The sequence below is a fragment of the Variovorax sp. P2_H12 genome (genome assembly GCF_056403395.1).
Genome location: NZ_JBFUFO010000024.1, coordinates 34,894 through 51,999, shown reverse-complemented (window position 1 = coordinate 51,999; position 17,106 = coordinate 34,894). Strand labels below are relative to the sequence as shown.

Annotated in this window: 16 protein-coding genes and 1 tRNA gene; 10 read left to right on the top strand and 7 right to left on the bottom strand. The window is 67.7% G+C overall.

Annotation, left to right across the window (positions count from 1 at the left end; genetic code table 11):
• Positions 1 to 11: 11 nt before the first annotated feature.
• From AC1DYK_RS18675 to AC1DYK_RS18660, 4 genes are all read right to left on the bottom strand, one after another.
• Positions 12 to 326 carry a DUF1090 family protein gene (locus AC1DYK_RS18675; RefSeq protein WP_478156006.1) on the bottom strand — a complete coding sequence of 105 codons (315 nt, stop codon included), beginning with the start codon at positions 324 to 326 and terminating at the stop codon, positions 12 to 14.
• Between the two features lie 93 nt (positions 327 to 419).
• Positions 420 to 671: a hypothetical protein gene (locus tag AC1DYK_RS18670; RefSeq protein ID WP_478167662.1), complete on the bottom strand. Its 252-nt coding sequence runs from the start codon at positions 669 to 671 to the stop codon at positions 420 to 422.
• 134 nt (positions 672 to 805) lie between these two features.
• A complete protein-coding gene (locus AC1DYK_RS18665) occupies positions 806 to 1,900 on the bottom strand; it encodes a tyrosine-type recombinase/integrase (RefSeq protein ID WP_478167661.1) in 1,095 nt (364 codons plus the stop codon).
• Between the two features lie 182 nt (positions 1,901 to 2,082).
• Positions 2,083 to 2,167, bottom strand: a tRNA-Leu gene (locus AC1DYK_RS18660).
• 90 nt (positions 2,168 to 2,257) lie between these two features.
• Here AC1DYK_RS18660 and rnr point away from each other — a divergent pair.
• Together rnr and AC1DYK_RS18650 are read left to right on the top strand one after the other, a co-directional pair.
• Positions 2,258 to 4,543, top strand: a complete 2,286-nt coding sequence (gene rnr / locus AC1DYK_RS18655; protein ID WP_478167660.1) for a ribonuclease R — start codon at positions 2,258 to 2,260, stop codon at positions 4,541 to 4,543.
• Positions 4,544 to 4,559: 16 nt separating this feature from the next.
• Positions 4,560 to 5,321, top strand: a complete 762-nt coding sequence (locus tag AC1DYK_RS18650) for an SDR family oxidoreductase (RefSeq protein ID WP_478167659.1) — start codon at positions 4,560 to 4,562, stop codon at positions 5,319 to 5,321.
• Between the two features lie 85 nt (positions 5,322 to 5,406).
• Here AC1DYK_RS18650 and AC1DYK_RS18645 read toward each other — a convergent pair whose 3' ends face one another.
• The 3 genes from AC1DYK_RS18645 to AC1DYK_RS18635 form a co-directional block, all read right to left on the bottom strand.
• Positions 5,407 to 6,867 carry an NAD(P)H-hydrate dehydratase gene (locus AC1DYK_RS18645; protein WP_478167658.1) on the bottom strand — a complete coding sequence of 487 codons (1,461 nt, stop codon included), beginning with the start codon at positions 6,865 to 6,867 and terminating at the stop codon, positions 5,407 to 5,409.
• Positions 6,868 to 6,882: 15 nt separating this feature from the next.
• Positions 6,883 to 8,139, bottom strand: coding sequence for a D-amino acid dehydrogenase (locus AC1DYK_RS18640; RefSeq protein WP_478167657.1), 1,257 nt, complete (start codon positions 8,137 to 8,139; stop codon positions 6,883 to 6,885).
• Positions 8,140 to 8,203: 64 nt separating this feature from the next.
• Positions 8,204 to 9,523: an amidase gene (locus AC1DYK_RS18635; RefSeq protein ID WP_478167656.1), complete on the bottom strand. Its 1,320-nt coding sequence runs from the start codon at positions 9,521 to 9,523 to the stop codon at positions 8,204 to 8,206.
• Positions 9,524 to 9,750: 227 nt separating this feature from the next.
• Between AC1DYK_RS18635 and rpsB the strand changes: the two genes are divergently transcribed.
• The 8 genes from rpsB (at position 9,751) to rseP (ending at position 17,099) form a co-directional block, all read left to right on the top strand.
• Complete coding sequence (gene rpsB / locus AC1DYK_RS18630) at positions 9,751 to 10,506, top strand: 30S ribosomal protein S2 (protein WP_478167655.1); 756 nt, start codon at positions 9,751 to 9,753, stop codon at positions 10,504 to 10,506.
• 112 nt (positions 10,507 to 10,618) lie between these two features.
• On the top strand, positions 10,619 to 11,542 hold the full coding sequence (gene tsf, locus AC1DYK_RS18625) for a translation elongation factor Ts (RefSeq protein WP_442282575.1): 924 nt from the start codon (positions 10,619 to 10,621) through the stop codon (positions 11,540 to 11,542).
• Between the two features lie 92 nt (positions 11,543 to 11,634).
• Entirely contained in the window at positions 11,635 to 12,357 is a 723-nt protein-coding gene (pyrH, locus tag AC1DYK_RS18620; RefSeq protein ID WP_478089678.1) for a UMP kinase, read from the top strand.
• Between the two features lie 13 nt (positions 12,358 to 12,370).
• A complete protein-coding gene (gene frr, locus AC1DYK_RS18615; protein WP_442282574.1) occupies positions 12,371 to 12,937 on the top strand; it encodes a ribosome recycling factor in 567 nt (188 codons plus the stop codon).
• Between the two features lies 1 nt (position 12,938).
• Positions 12,939 to 13,670, top strand: a complete 732-nt coding sequence (uppS, locus tag AC1DYK_RS18610; RefSeq protein ID WP_478089677.1) for a polyprenyl diphosphate synthase — start codon at positions 12,939 to 12,941, stop codon at positions 13,668 to 13,670.
• Between the two features lie 4 nt (positions 13,671 to 13,674).
• Complete coding sequence (locus tag AC1DYK_RS18605) at positions 13,675 to 14,520, top strand: phosphatidate cytidylyltransferase (protein ID WP_478167654.1); 846 nt, start codon at positions 13,675 to 13,677, stop codon at positions 14,518 to 14,520.
• Positions 14,517 to 15,704 (top strand): 1-deoxy-D-xylulose-5-phosphate reductoisomerase, encoded by a 1,188-nt coding sequence (ispC, locus tag AC1DYK_RS18600; protein ID WP_478167653.1) that lies wholly within the window; start codon positions 14,517 to 14,519, stop codon positions 15,702 to 15,704. Before AC1DYK_RS18605 ends, ispC begins: the two co-directional genes overlap by 4 nt.
• Before the next feature lie 24 nt (positions 15,705 to 15,728).
• Complete coding sequence (gene rseP, locus AC1DYK_RS18595) at positions 15,729 to 17,099, top strand: RIP metalloprotease RseP (protein WP_478167652.1); 1,371 nt, start codon at positions 15,729 to 15,731, stop codon at positions 17,097 to 17,099.
• Positions 17,100 to 17,106: the final 7 nt, after the last annotated feature.

The following is a 17,106-nucleotide window of genomic DNA, read 5'->3' as shown; positions in this document are numbered from 1 at the left end:
AGCGGCGGCGTTCAGGACTTTCCGGCTTTGAGCTTGCGCAGCTGGGCCTCGGCGCGTTCGAGTTCGATGCGCAGTTGCTGGACTTCCTGTTCCTGCCGCTTGATCTGCGTCGCCGGATCCTTCGCGGCCATCATGGCCTCGCAATGGGCCTGCAGCGCAGCCAGCGAGTCGGTGAGCTGGCGGCGCCTGAGCATCTGGCCCCGGGCGCGGGCTTGAGCGATGTCCTGATCCAGCGCGGTTTCCTCGGCTTTGCAGCTGGCGGCATCCGTCGGTTCCGCGGCCTGCGCGAAGGTGGGGCTTGCGGAGGCAAGGAGAACGATGGCCAAGAGGCCCATTTTCAAGCGCATGGGGAGACTGCCTGACAGAAGAAGGATTGAAGCTGCCGATTCTGCACCGGCTGCAGGGGGCGCGGCGAGGCCCTAGCGGATATCGACGCCGCTGCCGTCAGCGACATCGATGCCGGAACGGAGGATGCCGCTCTGGCAGCGGTAGGCCAGGATGCCGCGCCCGCGTGCATCCGCATTGACGCCGAAGGCCGCCGAGCGGGCGCCATTCGCGAGCGAGAACGGGCTTCCTTCCACCGGGCGCGTGCCGCCGGTGAGCGTATCGAAGACATGGACCAGCTGGGCATGGCCGGTGAGGTTGGCGACAGTGACTTGGAGTTGTGGCATCCGGGGGGGCAGGGTTGGGGTTCTCGATGGATTCTGCCCGAGGCCGGTCGGGAGGTCCCTCTACCCGTCTACTCGCTTTCGAACTCGGGCGGTCGACCTCGGACCCGCGGATCGAGGACTTGAAGCGCCTGCAGTCAGCTGAAGGCTGGCGAAAGCTGGACCGGCCGCCGCGCGGCKGCCCCGGTCGCGTCGTCGTTGTAGTAGGTGTCGCGCAGCAGCCGCACATCCTTGGTCCCGATCGCGTGCGACAGGGCCAGCACGTCGATGAACTTCGACAGCCTGGTGGCCGCCTCGTGCTTGGTGTCGTGGAAGTGCAGATCCTCGATGCCAGCCCGGTCGCGGGCCTTGCGCCAGAGCGAGTCGCGCTGGCTGTCGTCCAGACCCACGACATAGGGCTGGTCCTTCGGCATGCTGGCCAGCAGCTGATCCAGCAATTCCACGGCGCGGGCAGTGAGAGGCACATTGCGGCTGGGATCGACGAACGCCCGGCCGCTCGGTGCGGCCTTCCTGCGGCCTTTCTCGATGGTGGCGACGTGGACCAGGTGCCGGGCCTTGCAATAGTCCGCCGGCCGGATGCGCAGCAGCTCGCCCGAGCGCATGCCCGTTTCCAGCGACAAGAGGAAGCACGCGCCCACCCGGGCGGTCAACGTGTTAAGGTGCGGGTCGGTGTCATAGCCAGTCGAGATGCGCAGAGCGCGGATCTCGTCCGGTGTGAGTAGCGGCCTCTTGCGAGCCCGCCCGCGCTCAGGGCGCCGAGCCCCATGGCAGGGGTTCACTTCCATCCACTTCCGATCCTTGACGGCATAGTTGAACGCCGCGCTCATCAGGTTGAGCTCTCGGTTCACCGTGGCAGGCGAAACCGGCTTGCCAGTGCGGGTGCTGTCCTGCTTCAGGTTACGCGCGATCCATTCGTTGATATCGTGCGTCAGAATGTCGGAAAGCCGTTTGCTCGCCAGAGGATCCTTACACCACTTCATGAGTCGCAGTCCGTTCCACTTGCCCGAATCCGTGTCCTTGGCCACCGCCTCGAGGTACGCCTCGAAAAGTTCACCCGCCGTCGCGCCTGCGCCCTTTGCCGGGCTGAGGCGCCCGAGGGCCTTCTTTGCTTCCATGCGGGCGGCCCAGGCTTGGGCTTCGGCTTGTGTGTCGAAGGTGGCTGACTTTTTTCCGCCACCAGGCACGCGGACAATGACTCTGATGGAATTGCCGCGAGGTTCGAAGGAAGCCATAGGGGGCGCCGGGGAGTTGATCGACGGGGGACAGTGTTGGGGACGCCCCGGGTCCGTGTCAATCAGGTCTCTTTCGGCAGCAAGCGGCGAAAGTGGGCAGAACCGTCCCCTGGTTCTGTCTCTGCAGAAAGCAAAAAACCCCGGTAAGTCTATGACTTACCGGGGTTCTTTGGCTTTAGCTATGGTGCCCAGAAGAGGACTCGAACCTCCACGATGTTACTCGCTAGTACCTGAAACTAGTGCGTCTACCAATTCCGCCATCTGGGCCCACATGCTGCTTGGAATGAATCCTTGCAGCAGGTTTTGAATTTCAGGAACGAAGGAGATCATATCAAAAATATTGGCCATCCCAGCGGCTTGCTGGATGAAATTGAAGGTTCGGTGCAAGGACACCGCGATGGACACGGTTTCGTACTGCGTGATGACGGCGAAGCCGACATCTATCTACCCCCCAACGAAATGCGCGCGGTGCTGCACAAGGACCGCGTCAAGGCGCGCGTCGTGCGCCAGGATCGGCGCGGCCGCCCCGAGGGCCGCGTGGTCGAGATCATCGAGCGCCCCGAGCAGCCGATCATCGGCCGCCTGCTGCATGAAGGCGGCGTCTGGCTGGTCGCACCCGAAGACAAGCGCTACGGACAAGATGTCCTGATTCCCAAGGGCGCGACCGGCACTGCGAAGGTCGGGCAGGTGGTGGTGGTGCAACTCACCGAGCCACCGGCGCTGTTCGGCCAGCCGGTCGGCCGCGTGAAGGAAGTGCTGGGCGAGATCGACGACCCCGGCATGGAGATCGAGATCGCGGTGCGCAAGTACGGCGTGCCGCACGAGTTCTCCGAGGCCTGCATCGCCGAAGCGAAGGCGATTCCCGACAAGGTGCGTCCGGCCGACAAGCAGGGCCGCATCGATCTCACCGACGTGCCGCTGGTCACGATCGACGGCGAGGACGCGCGCGACTTCGACGACGCCGTGTACTGCGAGCCTGCGAAGGTCGGGCGCGGCAAGGGCTGGCGCCTGCTGGTCGCGATCGCCGACGTCAGCGCCTATGTGCAGACCGGCTCGGCGATCGACATCGATGCCTACGACCGCGCCACCAGCGTCTACTTCCCGCGCCGGGTGATCCCGATGCTGCCCGAGAAGCTGTCGAACGGCCTGTGTTCGCTCAACCCCGAGGTCGAGCGCCTGTGCATGGTGTGCGACATGCTGGTGGCGGCCGATGGCGAGATCTACGCCTATCAGTTCTACCCCGCCGTGATGTGGAGCCATGCGCGCTTCACCTACACCGAGGTCGCCGCGATCCTCGGCAATACGCGCGGCCCGGAGGCGCTGAAGCGCAAGGACCGCGTCAAGGACCTGCTGAACCTGCATGACGTCTATCGCGCGCTCTTGAAGCAGCGCGGCAAGCGCGGGGCGGTCGACTTCGAGACCACCGAGACGCAGATCATCTGCGACGACGCCGGCCGGATCGAGAAGATCGTGCCGCGCACGCGCAACGAGGCGCATCGGCTGATCGAGGAAGCGATGCTCGCGGCCAACGTCTGCAGCGCCGACTTCATCGCCGAAGGCAAGCACCCCGGTCTCTACCGCGTGCACGAAGGCCCGACGCCCGAGAAGAAGGAGATCCTGCGCGGCTACCTGAAAGCCATGGGTGTGGGGCTGTCGATCACCGACGACCCGAAGCCGGGCGAATTCCAGGCCATCGCCGACGCCACCAAGGAGCGTCCGGATGCGCAGCAGATCCACACCATGCTGCTGCGCTCGATGCAGCAGGCGATCTACACGCCGATCAACAGCGGCCACTTCGGCCTCGCCTACGAGGCCTACACGCACTTCACGAGCCCGATCCGGCGCTATCCGGACCTGCTGGTGCACCGTGTGATCAAGGCCATCCTCGGCAAGACCAAGTACCAGTTGCCGATGCTGCCGACGCCGGGCGAGGCGCACGCCAAGCTGGCGAAGCGGCTGGCCTCGCGCGTCAAGGCGCCGACGAGCAAGCCGCAGAAGGCGACGCTCGCGCCGAGCAAGGAAACGCTGGCCTGGGAAGCCGCGGGCCTGCACTGCAGCGCCAACGAGCGGCGCGCCGACGAGGCCAGCCGTGACGTCGAGGCCTGGCTCAAGTGCAAGTACATGCGCGAACACCTGGGCGAGGAATACGGCGGGGTGGTCACGGCCGCGACCACCTTCGGCATCTTCGTCACGCTCGATGCGATGTACGTCGAGGGTCTGGTCCACATCACCGAGCTCGGCGGCGAGTACTTCAAGTTCGACGAGCATCGCCAGGAACTGCGCGGCGAGCGCACCGGCATCCGCTATGCGATCGGCACCCGCGTGCGGGTGCAGGTGAGTCGCGTCGACCTGGACGGCCGGAAGATCGATTTCCGCCTGGTGCGCGAAGGCGAGGAACTGGCGCCGCGCGCCACGAAGGACAAGGGCGCGGCCGCCGCCGGCGTGCCCGCCAAGGCATCGGCCAAGCGCTCGCGCAGCAAGGCCGAGGCGCCCGTCGAGCGGGCGGAGCGTGCCGAGCGATCAGAGCGTCCGGAGCGCGCGGAGCGGGTCGCCGCGGCGGCGCCGCAATCCGCCATGCAGGCGTTCAGGACCGCGGTCAAGAAGGCCGCCAACAAGATGAAGGGGCGCAAGCCGCGCCGTTGAAAAGAAGGACACAGGAATGAGTGGTGAGAAGACAAGCCGCATCGCGGTCGTCACGGGCGCCGGCAGCGGCATTGGCCGAGCGGCCGCGCTGGCCTTGCTGGCAGATGGCTGGAGCGTGGTGCTGGCCGGCCGCCGGCAGGAGCCGCTGGCGCAGGTTGCCAAGGAGTCGGGCGCCGAGGCGAGAGCGCTCGCGGTGCCGACCGACGTCGCCGACCCGGAGTCGGTGAAGGCGCTGTTCGCGGCCGCGGTCGAGCGTTTCGGCCGGGTCGACCTGCTGTTCAACAACGCCGGCGTGGGCAACCCGCCGGGCCCGTTCGAGGACTGGACACCGGAGCAGTGGAAGGGCGTGGTCGACATCAACCTGACCGGCATGTTCTATTGCATCCAGCAGGCCTTTCGCACAATGAAGACGCAGACGCCGCGCGGCGGCCGCATCATCAACAACGGCTCGATCTCGGCCACCACGCCGCGGCCGAACTCGATCGCCTACACCGCGACCAAGCATGCGGTGAAGGGACTGACCAAGACCGCGTCTCTGGACGGCCGCAAGTACGACATCGCGGTCGGCCAGGTCGATGTCGGCAACGCGATGACCGAACTCGCCGCCCGGATGACCAAGGGCGTTCCTCAAGCCAGCGGGGAGATCGCGATCGAGCCGGTGATCGATGTGGCCATCGTCGGCCAGTCGGTGCTCTACATGGCCAACCTGCCGCTGGAAGCCAACGTGCTGTTCCACACGATCATGGCCACCAAGATGCCCTTCGTCGGGCGGGGTTAGGAGACCCAGCCGCCGCCGGGCCGCCCCAAGGCGGCTGGCGCCCCCTCGGGGGGCAGCGACGACACGAAGTGCGGAGCGTGGGGGCTCAAAGCCGGCGTGCCAGGGCGCCTGCGGTGAGCGGAAGGCCGGCGGGCCAGCGGTCGGCCCGATCGCCATGCCTCCAGACCGCCTCGCAGGCAGCCGCCAGCGCGGGCCGCCCGACGGCCAGGGCGGCGCCGACCATGCCGGCGAGCACGTCGCCGGTACCGGCGGTGGCCAGCCGCGCGTTGCCGCTGGTGTTGATCACCGTCACCTCACCGGTGGCGGCGATGACCGTGCCCGAGCCCTTGAGGATCACCACCGCGCCGAAGCGCGACGCGAGCCGGGCGGCCGCGTCCAGCCGGTCCGCCTGCACGTCGTAGGTGGTCGTCGCCAGCAGGCGGGCCGCTTCGAGGGGATGCGGTGTCAGCACCGTCGCGCGGCCTGCTTGCTGGCGCGCCAGCAGCAGCGGCTGCAGGCCGGCGTCGCTGGCGATCGCGTTGAGCGCGTCTGCATCCAGCACCAGCGCACCGGCTTCCGCCAGCACGCGGGGCAGTACCTCGGCGACGGCGGTGCCGCCGCCGCAGCCGCAGACCACGGTCATCGCGCCCAGGTCCAGCGTGTCGGGGCGCCGAAACATCAGCTCGGGTTGCAGCAGATCCAGCGGCGCGACCCCGGCATCCAGCGGGGCGACGAAGACGCGTCCCGCGCCGGCCGCGAGGGCGGAAGAGGCGGCCAGCAGGGCGGCGCCCGCCATGCCGGGGGCGCCCCCGATCACCGCGACATCGCCGTAGCTGCCCTTGTGCGAGGACTGCCATCGGCCGGGCACGGCCGGCATGCCGGGCAGTCGCGCCACCGGGCGTTCGCCGCCGGGCCCGGTGCCGAGGTCGTCGAACCACACGTCGCCGGCGGCATCGCGGCCGTGGGCGGTGAAGAGGCCGGGCTTGAGGGTCAGCAGGCTCAGGCAGAGCCGGCGGGCGTTCGACGAAGCCGCCGCCGCGGGCAGCAGATCTGGCGGCAGCGTGCCCGTGTCGGGGTTCAGGCCGGAGGGCGTGTCCACGCTCAGCAGGGGCGCGGGGCCGGCGTGCATGCGACGCAGCCATTCGAGCATCCGGCCCTCGGGCGCTCGCGTGGCGCCGATGCCCAGCAGGGCGTCGATCGCCAGATCGAACTGCGCCGGCGGTGCGTCCTCGAAGCACACGCCGGCGTCGCGCGCACGCTTCAGCGACGCGCGTGCGTCGGCCGGCAAGCGGCCTTCGTCACCGATGCACGTGACGACCGGCCTGAAGCCGCGCTGCTGCAATTGCGTCGCGGCTTCGAAGCCGTCCCCCCCGTTGTTGCCGGGGCCGCAGGCGATCCAGATCGTGCGTGCCTGCGGCGCGATCGCCATCGCGAGGCGGGCGACCGCGAGACCGGCGCGCTGCATCAGCGTGTGCGGTGGCAGGGCGGCCGCGGCGGCCTGCTCGATCCGCCGCGTGGCCGCGACGTCGAACAGTGCTGCGGCGGTGGCGGTGGTGACGCGTTGCATGGCGGCGCGGGCGCGTCAGCGCAGCAGCAGGCGCTCGATGCCGAGCCCCTCGAGGTCAATGCCGGCATCCCGGCCGGCAATGAGGTCGGCCACGACCCGGGCACTGCCGCAGGACAGCGCCCAGCCGCTCGAGCCATGGCCGAGGTTGAGCCAGACGCCCGGTACGCCGCTCGCGCCGATGATCGGCGGTCCGTCCGGCAGCATCGGGCGCGCGCCCTTCCATTGCTGCACGCCGGAACGCAGGGTCGCAGCGCCCGGGAACCAGTCGTGCAGCACCTTGTAGAGCGTCTGCAGCGATGCCGGGTTCATGAGGGCCGGCGAGCCGCCGAGCTCGGCGCTCCCGGCCACCCGCACGCGCAGGCCGAGCCGCGAGATCGCCACCTTGTAGCGTTCGTCCATCACGGCGCTGCGCGGTGCGTTGAGCGGTTCGCGGATGTTCGCGCTGACCGAGTGGCCGTAGACCGGCGCGAGCGGAATGTGCAGGCCCAGCGGCTTGAGCAATCGGGCCGAGTCGACTCCGGCGCAGACCACCACCGCATCGAAGCGGTGTGCCTCGGAGCCGGCGGCCAGCGCGAGGGCGGTCGGCGCCGACCGGCTCATCGGCGCCAGGTCGCAATTGAAGTGGAACTGGGCGCCCAGCGCCTCGGCCTCCCACTTCAGCAACAGCGCGAACTGCCTGCAGTTGGCCACCTCGTCGTCCGGCAGATGGATGGCGCCGGCCAGAGCGGTGTCGGTGCTCAGGGCGGGTTCGATCTTCCGGGCCTCGTCGGCATCGATCTCGCGGAAGCTGCTGCCGGCGGCGCGCAGCAGTTCGAGCCCGGCCTGGACCAGCTTCTTCTCGCGCTTGGAGCGCAGCAGCACCAGGTAGCCGTCGCTGCGCTCGTACTCGAGCTCGCAGGCCTGCGTGACGGCATGCAGCCGGTTGCGGCTGTAGAAGGCAAGCCGCTGCATGCGCGAGCGGTTGGCCAGGTAGGTTTCGAGCTTGCAGGCGCGCTGCCAGCGTGCCATGAAGCCCAGGTCTCGGGACGACAGCGGCCAGCGCAGCTTGACGGCGCCATGCGTCGACAGCAGCGAGCGCAGCACCTTGCCGCGCATGCCGGGCCCGGCCCAGGGGGTGACGTAGCCGGGCGCGACCACACCGGCGTTGGCAAAACTGGACTCCTCGGCGGCGGCGCCGCGGCGTTCGAAGACCACCACCTCGTGGCCGTCCGAGGCCAGCTCCCATGCAGTGGTGACGCCGATGATCCCGGCTCCCACGATCGCGATTTTCATTCGTTTCTTTGGCGGTGAAATGTGTGAGTCGACGGCCCCGGAAGGCACGGCGACCCTGCCGACTTTATAGCGCCCGCTCGGCCTGCAGCGCGACGGCCAGAACCGCGTCGTCGCGAAGGGCCGCATGCCAGAGCATCAGGCCGACCGGCAGCTCGCCCGCTGCATGGCAGGGTAGCGAGATGGCGCAGCCGTCGAGCATGTTGACCACCGAGGGATTGCGCAGCAGCAGGCTGTTGATGCGGAAGAAGGCCTCGTCGCGCGCCTCTCCGGGCGCCACGCTGGCGATGGTCGGCGCGGTGATCGGCACGGTCGGCGACAGCACGGCGTCGAACGGTTCGAGCGCCTGCTCCATGCGCCGGATCCAGCCGCGGCGGGCGTTGACGAGGTCGATGTACTCGTGCGCCTTCATGGTCGCGCCCTGGAGGATGCGCTGCGCCACGCGCGGGTCGTAGCCCGCACCGCTGCGTTCCAGCAGCAGGCGGTGCCAGGCGTAGGCTTCGGCGGCGGAAAACCCGCCGGTGGCGTTGATGACGGGCAGATCGGCCAGCGCCGGCAGGTCGATTTCCTCGATCCGGGCGCCCGCCCTGGCGAGCCCGCTCAAGGTCCGCTCGAAAGCGCTGGCGACCACCGGATCGAGGTCGTCCAGGAACAGGTTCCGGACGACCGCCAGGCGGTAGGCCGACAGCGGCGCGCTACCGGGCGTGACCCGTCGCGCGGCGAGGATTTCGTGCGCCGTGACCGCATCGCGGACCGAGCGCGTCATGGCGCAGACGGTGTCCAGGGTGGTCGACAGGGGCAGGGCGCCGTCCGACGGCACCAGCCGCGCGGTGCTCTTGAAGCCGACGATGCCGTTGAGCGCGGCCGGGATGCGGATCGAGCCGCCGGTGTCGGAGCCGAGTCCGACGAAGGCCGCGCCGCTGGCCACCGAAATCGCGGCCCCGGAGGACGAACCGCCCGGAATGCGCGGCGTTCCGGGATCGCCGACATTGGCCGGCGTGCCGTGGTGCGGATTGACGCCGACGCCCGAGAAGGCGAATTCGGTCATGTTGGTGCGGCCCAGCAGGGCGCCGCCGGCCGCCCGCAGGCGCGCCACCGCGACTGCATCGGCCCGGGCCGCCGGTGCGTGGGCCAGCACCACCGAACCGGCGGGCGTGGGCTGGCCGGCGACGTCGAACAGGTCCTTGACCGAAAACGCCAGTCCGGCGAGGCGCTGGCCGGGTACGGCGGCGGCGGCCTCCCGCCGCGCCTCGTCGAACAGGGTGCGAGTGAAAGCGTGCTCGCAGGCCGGCGAGCCCGCGGCGGCGATGCTGTGCTCCATTTCGGTGCGCGCGTCGGAAGAGGTCGCCAGCAGGGCGAGGCGGGTGGCGTGCAGGTCTGGGCGCATGGTGAGAGGGGCGGGTGAAGGGAGGGGGGGGCTGGGTGGTGCGTGCTATACTCCTTGGGTTTCGCCCAGCAGCAAAAGCCGAGCCATAGCTGAGCTAAGGCCGAGCAAGAACCGCTTGAGCGAGACGCATCCGCAAACCAGCCCATTCAAGGTGTTGTGCGCCTTTCTTTCAGAGGAAAGCACACAAAACGGGCTGGATTTTAGACCCAACCTTTGGAGTTATTCCTATGTCGACCACCATGCGCGAAATGCTGGAAGCCGGTGTCCATTTCGGTCACCAGACCCGCTTCTGGAACCCCAAGATGGCCCCGTTCATCTTCGGCCATCGCAACAAGATTCACATCATCAACCTGGAAAAGTCGCTTCCGATGTTCCAGGATGCGATGAAGTACGCCAAGCAGCTCACCGCCAACCGCGGCACCATCCTGATGGTCGGCACCAAGCGCCAGGCCCGCGAGATCGTGGCTGCCGAAGCCCGCCGCGCTGGCGTGCCTTTCGTCGACACCCGCTGGCTCGGCGGCATGCTGACCAACTTCAAGACCGTCAAGACCTCGATCAAGCGTCTGAAGGACATGAAGGCCCAGCAGGAAGCCGGCCTCGACAGCCTGAGCAAGAAGGAGCAACTGACCTTCTCGCGCGAAATCGCGAAGCTCGAAAAGGACATCGGCGGCATCCAGGACATGAATGCATTGCCCGACGCCATCTTCGTGATCGACGTGGGCTTCCACAAGATCGCCGTGGCCGAAGCCAAGAAGCTCGGCATCCCGCTGATCGGCGTGGTCGACTCGAACCACTCGCCTGAAGGCATCGACTACGTGATCCCCGGCAACGACGACTCGTCGAAGGCCGTCACGCTGTACGCCCGCGGCATCGCCGACGCGATCATCGAAGGCCGCGCCAGCGGCGTCAACGATGTCGTCAAGGCCGTGGCCGAGGGTGGTTCCGACGAATTCGTCGAAGTCGAAGAGGGCGCTTCCGCCTGATTCGAGCTCGCTCGAGCCTGAAGAAGGGGCTTTGTTGCCCCTTTTTTTTAATCTGATTTTCGCGGTCGCCCGGCGTGGCGGCCGCCACTGACAAACCGAACGGAGTACATACATGGCAACGATCACCGCAAGCATGGTTGGCGAACTGCGCGCAAAGACCGACGCCCCGATGATGGAGTGCAAGAAGGCCCTGACCGAAGCCGAAGGCAACATGGACAAGGCCGAAGAGCTGCTGCGCATCAAGCTCGGCAACAAGGCCGGCAAGGCTTCCGGCCGCGTCACGGCCGAAGGCGTGGTCACGGCTTTCGTGGACGGCGATGCCGGCGCGATGATCGAGATCAACTGCGAAACCGACTTCGTCACCAAGAACGACAGCTTCCTCGCGATGGCCAACGCCGCCGCGATGCTGGTCGCCAAGAACAATCCGGCCGACCTCGCTGCGCTGGGTGCGCTGGCTTATGAGCAGGACGGATTCGGCCCGACGCTGGAAGATGTGCGCAAGGGCCTGATCGGCAAGATCGGTGAGAACATGAGCTTCCGCCGCTTCAAGCGCTTCGCCGGCAACGGCAAACTGGCCTCCTACCTGCACGGCACCCGCATCGGCGTGATGGTCGAGTTCGAGGGTGACGACGCTTCGGCCAAGGACGTCGCGATGCACATCGCCGCCATGAAGCCGGTGGCGATCTCCAGCGCCGACGTGCCGGCCGACCTGATCGAGAAGGAACGCGCGGTTGCCGCCGGCAAGGCCGAGGAAGACCGCAAGGTCGCCGAAGCCGCGGGCAAGCAACCGCAGCCGGCCGACATCGTCGCCAAGCGCATCGAAGGCGGCGTGCAGAAGTACCTCAAGGAAGTCTCGCTGCACAACCAGGCTTTCGTGAAGAACGACAAGCAGACCGTCGAGCAGATGCTCAAGGCTGCCAACACGTCCATCAAGGGCTTCACGCTCTACGTGGTCGGCGAAGGCATCGAGAAGAAGGTCGACGACTTCGCGGCCGAAGTGGCAGCGCAGGTCGCAGCCGCCAAAGCTGCGGCCTGAGTCACGCCGCAGGCGGCAGCGCACGTGACGCGCTGCCGCTTTTTCACAGTCACGTCTTACACTCGCCCCCGCCAACTCCAAAGGATCCATCCATGTCAGAAGCCCGCCCAGCCCACAAGCGAATCTTGTTGAAGCTGTCGGGCGAGGCGTTGATGGGCGACGACGCCTTCGGCATCAATCGCGCCACCATCGTCCGCATGGTCGGCGAGGTGGCCGAGGTCGTGAACATGGGTGTCGAGGTGGCGGTCGTCATCGGCGGCGGCAACATCTTCCGCGGCGTCGCTGGAGGGTCGGTGGGCATGGATCGTGCCACCGCCGACTACATGGGCATGCTGGCCACGGTCATGAACGCGCTGGCGCTGGCCGACGCCATGAACAAGCAGGGACTGATCGCCCGCGTGATGTCGGCCATCGCGATCGAGCAGGTGGTCGAGCCCTATGTGCGGCCGAAGGCCTTGCAGTACCTCGAAGAGGGCAAGGTCGTGATCTTTGCGGCCGGCACCGGCAACCCCTTTTTCACGACCGACACCGCCGCCGCGCTGCGCGGTGCCGAGATCGGCGCCGAACTGGTGCTCAAGGCCACCAAGGTCGACGGTGTCTACACCGCCGATCCCAAGAAGGACCCGAGCGCCACGCGCTACACCAACCTGAGCTTCGACGAAGCCATTGCACAGAACCTCGGCATCATGGACGCCACGGCTTTCGCGCTGTGCCGCGACCAGAACCTGCCGATCAAGGTGTTCTCGATCTTCAAGAACGGCGCGCTCAAGCGCGTCGTGATGGGCGAGGACGAAGGTACCCTCGTGCACGCTTGAGGAAAATGAACCCATGACCACCACCATCGCAGAAATCCGCAGCGCGACCGACGTCAAGATGAACCAGTCGCTCGCCGCCTTCCAGAACAACCTGACCAAGATCCGCACCGGCCGCGCCAATCCCGCGCTGCTGGATTCGATCCATGTCGACTACTACGGCTCGACCGTGCCGTTGTCGCAGGTGGCCAACGTGTCGCTGCTCGACTCGCGCACCATCAGCGTCCAGCCCTGGGAAAAGGGCATGGGCGCCAAGATCGAGAAGGCCATCCGCGAGAGCGACCTGGGCCTGAACCCGGCCTCGATGGGCGACCTGATCCGCGTGCCGCTGCCCGCGATGAGCGAAGAGCGCCGCAAGGAGATGACCAAGCTGGTGCGCAACGAAGGCGAGAGCGCCAAGATCGCGACCCGCAACCTGCGCCGCGACGCCAACGACGCCATCAAGAAGCTGGTCAAGGACAAACTGGCCTCGGAAGACGACCAGAAGCGCGCCGAGGCCGAGATCCAGAAGGTCACCGACCGCCACATCGGCGAGATCGATCGCCTGGTGACCGCCAAGGAAGCCGAGATCATGGCTGTTTGAGATGAAACAGGTCGCGCCAGCGGTTCCCCATCACATCGCCATCGTCATGGACGGCAACGGCCGCTGGGCGACGCGCCGCTTCCTGCCTCGCGTCGCCGGACACAAGCAGGGTGTCGAGTCGCTGCGGCGCTGCGTCAAGGCCTGCGTGGCCCGCAACGTCGCGGTGCTGACCGTGTTCGCTTTCTCGTCGGAGAACTGGAATCGTCCGGTCGAGGAAGTGTCCGGCCTGATGGACCTGATGGTCGGCGCGCTGGGCCGCGAGGTGCCTAAGCTGAGCAAGGACGGCGTGCGGCTGCACTTCGTGGGCGAACGCGGCGGACTGTCCGAGAAGATGGTTGCGGGCCTGGTCCAGGCCGAGGCGGCGACGGCCCACAACAGCCGGCTCGTGCTCAATGTCTGTTTCAACTACGGCGGCCGCTGGGACATCGCCCGTGCCGCGGCCCAACTGGCCGCGCGCGGCGAGGCCCTGACCGAGGCGAATCTCGACGCCGCCATGGCGCTCGCGCATGTGCCCGACCCGGACCTGTTCATCCGCACCGGCGGCGAGCAGCGGTTGTCCAACTTCCTGCTCTGGCAAAGCGCCTATGCCGAGCTGTACTTCAGCGATCGCCTGTGGCCCGAGTTCGACGAGGCTGCCCTGGACGATGCGATCGCCGCGTTCCAGCGCCGCGAGCGCCGTTACGGCCAGACTTCCGCGCAGGTCGTCGAGACCAGCGATCAGCGAGTCGCCTGAGCGCATGCTCAAACAACGCATCGTCACTGCGATCGTCCTGCTGGCGATCCTGCTGCCCGCGCTCTTCTATCCCTCGCATGTCCCCTTTGCCTGCGTGATGCTGGCGCTGATCGGCGCCGCGGCCTGGGAATGGGGCCGCCTCAACGACTACGGTCCGCGCATGTCCCTGTTCCTCGGTGCCGAGATGGTGCTGCTGTGCGCGCTGTCCTGGTGGCTGGGCCTGCTGCAAGGCTCGCTGCTGGGGGTCTGGATCGCTGCCAGCGCGGCCTGGGTGCTCGGCGGCGCCGCGCTGCTGCGCGTCGCGGTGCCGGGCTGGCCGCGCGTGCCCAAGGGGCTGCGTCTGGTGGGCGGTCTCCTGGCGCTGTGGGTCGCCTGGCTGGCGGCAGTGCAGGCGCGCATGGTCGGCATCAACTTCCTGCTCTCGATCCTGGTCCTGGTCTGGGTCGCCGACGTGTTCGCGTATTTCACCGGCCGCGCCTTCGGTCTCAAGTTCACGCGCAGCAAGCTCGCACCGACCATCAGCCCCGGCAAGAGCTGGGAAGGTGTCTGGGGCGGCATGGCCGGCGTGCTGGTGCTGGCCCTGGCCTGGGTCTGGGGCGATGCGGCGGCCCAGTCCAGGGTCGCCAGCCTGTACAGCCTGCTGGTCGAGCGCGGCTGGTGGCTGCTGCTGCTCGGCGTGGTGTTCCTGGCGGCGATGAGCGTGGTCGGCGACCTGATCGAGTCATTGATCAAGCGCAGCGCGGGCGTCAAGGACAGCAGCGCCCTGTTGCCCGGCCACGGCGGTGTGCTCGACCGGATCGACGCGCTGCTGCCGACGCTGCCGATCGCCATGATGCTGGCCTTCCTATGAATACAGTCAGACAACGCGTCACGGTGCTCGGCTCGACCGGCTCCGTCGGCGTCAGCACGCTCGATGTGATCGCGCGCCATCCCGAACGCTTCGAGGTCTTCGCCCTGTCGGCGGCGACCAAGGTCGACGACATGCTTGCCCAGTGCGCGCGCTTCTCGCCGAAGTTCGCCGTGATGGCGAGCGCGCCGCACGCTGCGCTGCTGGCCGAGAAGCTGGCGCAGAACGGCTTGCCCACGCGCGTCCTGAGCGGTGACGGCGCACTCGAGGACATCGCCTCGCACGAGGAAACCGATGCCGTGATGGCGGCCATCGTCGGCGCCGCCGGGCTCGGCCCCTGCCTCGCGGCAGCCCGTGCCGGCAAGCGCCTGATGCTCGCCAACAAGGAGGCGCTGGTGGTCGGCGCCGAACTGTTCATGCGCACGGTGCACGAGGGTGGGGCGACGCTGCTGCCGATCGACAGCGAGCATTCGGCGATCTTCCAGTGCCTGCCGGAGGACCGCAGCACCTGGCCCGCGCGGGTCGACCACGTGCTGCTGACGGCGTCGGGCGGGCCGTTCCGTCTGCGCGATCCGCGGACGTTGGCCGAAATCACGCCCGATCAGGCCTGCGCGCATCCGAATTTTTCCATGGGGCGCAAGATCTCGGTCGATTCGGCCACCATGATGAACAAGGCGCTCGAGGTCATCGAGGCCCGATGGCTGTTCGACCTGACGCCCGATCAGGTCAAGGTGGTCATCCACCCGCAGCAGATCATCCATTCGATGGTGCAGTTCCGCGATTCGTCGGTGATCGCGCAGCTCGGCACGCCGGACATGCGGGTCCCGATCGCTTCCGGGCTGGCCTGGCCGGAGCGCATCGAGAGCGGTGCCGGCAGGCTGGATTTCGCCTCGCTGGCGGCGCTCACCTTCGAAGCCGCCGACGAAGTGCGCTTCCCGGGGCTGCATCTCGCATGGCAAGCGCTTCGCGCGGCGCCCGGCACCACCGCGGTTCTGAACGCAGCCAATGAAGTGGCGGTCGAGGCTTTTCTCGCGCGGCGGCTGCGCTTCGATCGCATTCATGCGGTCAATCTGGAAACTTTGGAGCAGGTGCGGCCCTCCAACCCTTCGTCGCTTGCGGATCTGCTGGCCCTGGATGCCGGCGCCCGTGCTGCGGCCCGTGCCGCAGCGCTTCGTTTCGCGGTCTGATCTTCACAACCCCCGAGGAAATCGATGCTCACAGTCGTTGCTTTCATCGTCGCACTCGGCTTGTTGATCGCGGTGCACGAGTACGGCCACTACCGGGTCGCGGTCGCCTGCGGGGTGAAGGTGCTGCGCTTCTCGGTCGGTTTCGGCACGACGCTCTATCGCTGGAGCCCCAAGCGCCAGCATCCGGGCCAGAACACGGAATTCGTGATCGGCGCCTTCCCGCTGGGCGGCTACGTGAAGATGCTCGACGAGCGCGAAGGTCCGGTGCCGCCCGAAGATCGCCACCGCGCCTTCAATACCCAGCCGTTGCGCTCGCGCGCCGCGATCGTTGCGGCCGGGCCGATCGCCAACCTGCTGCTGGCGGTCGTGCTCTACACCCTGGTCAACTGGATCGGCGTCCAGGAGCCGGCGGCGACGCTGGCCCGGCCGGTGGCCGCATCGCTCGCCGAGCACGCGGGGCTGCAGGGCGGCGAACACATCACGCGGGCCGGCTTCGACGGTGAACTCGAAGCCGTGCAGTCCTTCGAGGACCTGCGCTGGCGCATGACGCGCGGCGCGCTCGATGGCCGCGATCTCACGCTGGAGATCGCGGGCGAGGGCGGCCGGCCGGCGCGCGAGCTGGTGCTGCCGCTGAGCCGCATCGAAGCCAAGGACGCGGATGCGCAGATGTTCCGCAAGATCGGTGTCATCACGCCGATGACCCGTCCCGAAATCGGCGAGGTGGTTCCGGGCGGCGCCGCTGAACGCGCCGGCCTGCGCCATGGCGACCTGGTGCGTTCAGTGGGAACGACCCCGATCGTCGATGGCCAGCAGTTGCGCGAGACGATCCGCGCCTCGATCGATGGCGGCCAACCGCGCATGCAGGCCTGGCAGGTCGAACGCGGCGGACAGGCGCTGCGGATCGAGGTCACGCCCGAGGTTCGCGAGGAGGCGACCGGCAAGGTGGGCCGCATCGGCGCCTATGTCGGCGCGCCGCCCGAGATGGTGCTGGTGCGGCAGGGCGTGGTCGACGGCTTCTGGCGCGGTGTGGTCCGCACCTGGGAGGTGTCGGCGCTCACGGTGCGCATGATGGGCAAGATGCTGATCGGCGAGGCCTCGCTCAAGAACCTCAGCGGACCGCTCACGATCGCCGACTACGCCGGCAAATCCGCCAGTCTCGGGCTGACCCAGTACCTCGTGTTCCTGGCGCTGATCAGCGTGAGCCTCGGCGTGCTGAACCTCATGCCGCTGCCGGTCCTCGATGGGGGACACCTGATGTATTATCTTTGGGAGGGCCTGACCGGCAAGAGCGTTTCCGACGCCTGGATGGAAAGGTTTCAGCGCGGCGGTGTCGCGCTGCTGCTGGTCATGATGTCGATCGCACTCTTCAACGACGTCACGCGGCTCTTTGGTTAACTTTTCT

What these genes read in the sequence shown, in the direction of transcription:
- rseP (WP_478167652.1), top strand. Translation starts at nt 15,729, where the DNA reads ATGCTCACAGTCGTTGCTTTCATCGTCGCACTCGGCTTGTTGATCGCG.
- AC1DYK_RS18645 (WP_478167658.1), bottom strand. Translation starts at nt 6,867, where the DNA reads ATGCAACGCGTCACCACCGCCACCGCCGCAGCACTGTTCGACGTCGCG.
- pyrH (WP_478089678.1), top strand. Translation starts at nt 11,635, where the DNA reads ATGTCAGAAGCCCGCCCAGCCCACAAGCGAATCTTGTTGAAGCTGTCG.
- uppS (WP_478089677.1), top strand. Translation starts at nt 12,939, where the DNA reads ATGAAACAGGTCGCGCCAGCGGTTCCCCATCACATCGCCATCGTCATG.
- rpsB (WP_478167655.1), top strand. Translation starts at nt 9,751, where the DNA reads ATGTCGACCACCATGCGCGAAATGCTGGAAGCCGGTGTCCATTTCGGT.
- AC1DYK_RS18640 (WP_478167657.1), bottom strand. Translation starts at nt 8,139, where the DNA reads ATGAAAATCGCGATCGTGGGAGCCGGGATCATCGGCGTCACCACTGCA.
- frr (WP_442282574.1), top strand. Translation starts at nt 12,371, where the DNA reads ATGACCACCACCATCGCAGAAATCCGCAGCGCGACCGACGTCAAGATG.
- AC1DYK_RS18605 (WP_478167654.1), top strand. Translation starts at nt 13,675, where the DNA reads ATGCTCAAACAACGCATCGTCACTGCGATCGTCCTGCTGGCGATCCTG.
- AC1DYK_RS18650 (WP_478167659.1), top strand. Translation starts at nt 4,560, where the DNA reads ATGAGTGGTGAGAAGACAAGCCGCATCGCGGTCGTCACGGGCGCCGGC.
- tsf (WP_442282575.1), top strand. Translation starts at nt 10,619, where the DNA reads ATGGCAACGATCACCGCAAGCATGGTTGGCGAACTGCGCGCAAAGACC.
- AC1DYK_RS18635 (WP_478167656.1), bottom strand. Translation starts at nt 9,523, where the DNA reads ATGCGCCCAGACCTGCACGCCACCCGCCTCGCCCTGCTGGCGACCTCT.
- ispC (WP_478167653.1), top strand. Translation starts at nt 14,517, where the DNA reads ATGAATACAGTCAGACAACGCGTCACGGTGCTCGGCTCGACCGGCTCC.
- AC1DYK_RS18670 (WP_478167662.1), bottom strand. Translation starts at nt 671, where the DNA reads ATGCCACAACTCCAAGTCACTGTCGCCAACCTCACCGGCCATGCCCAG.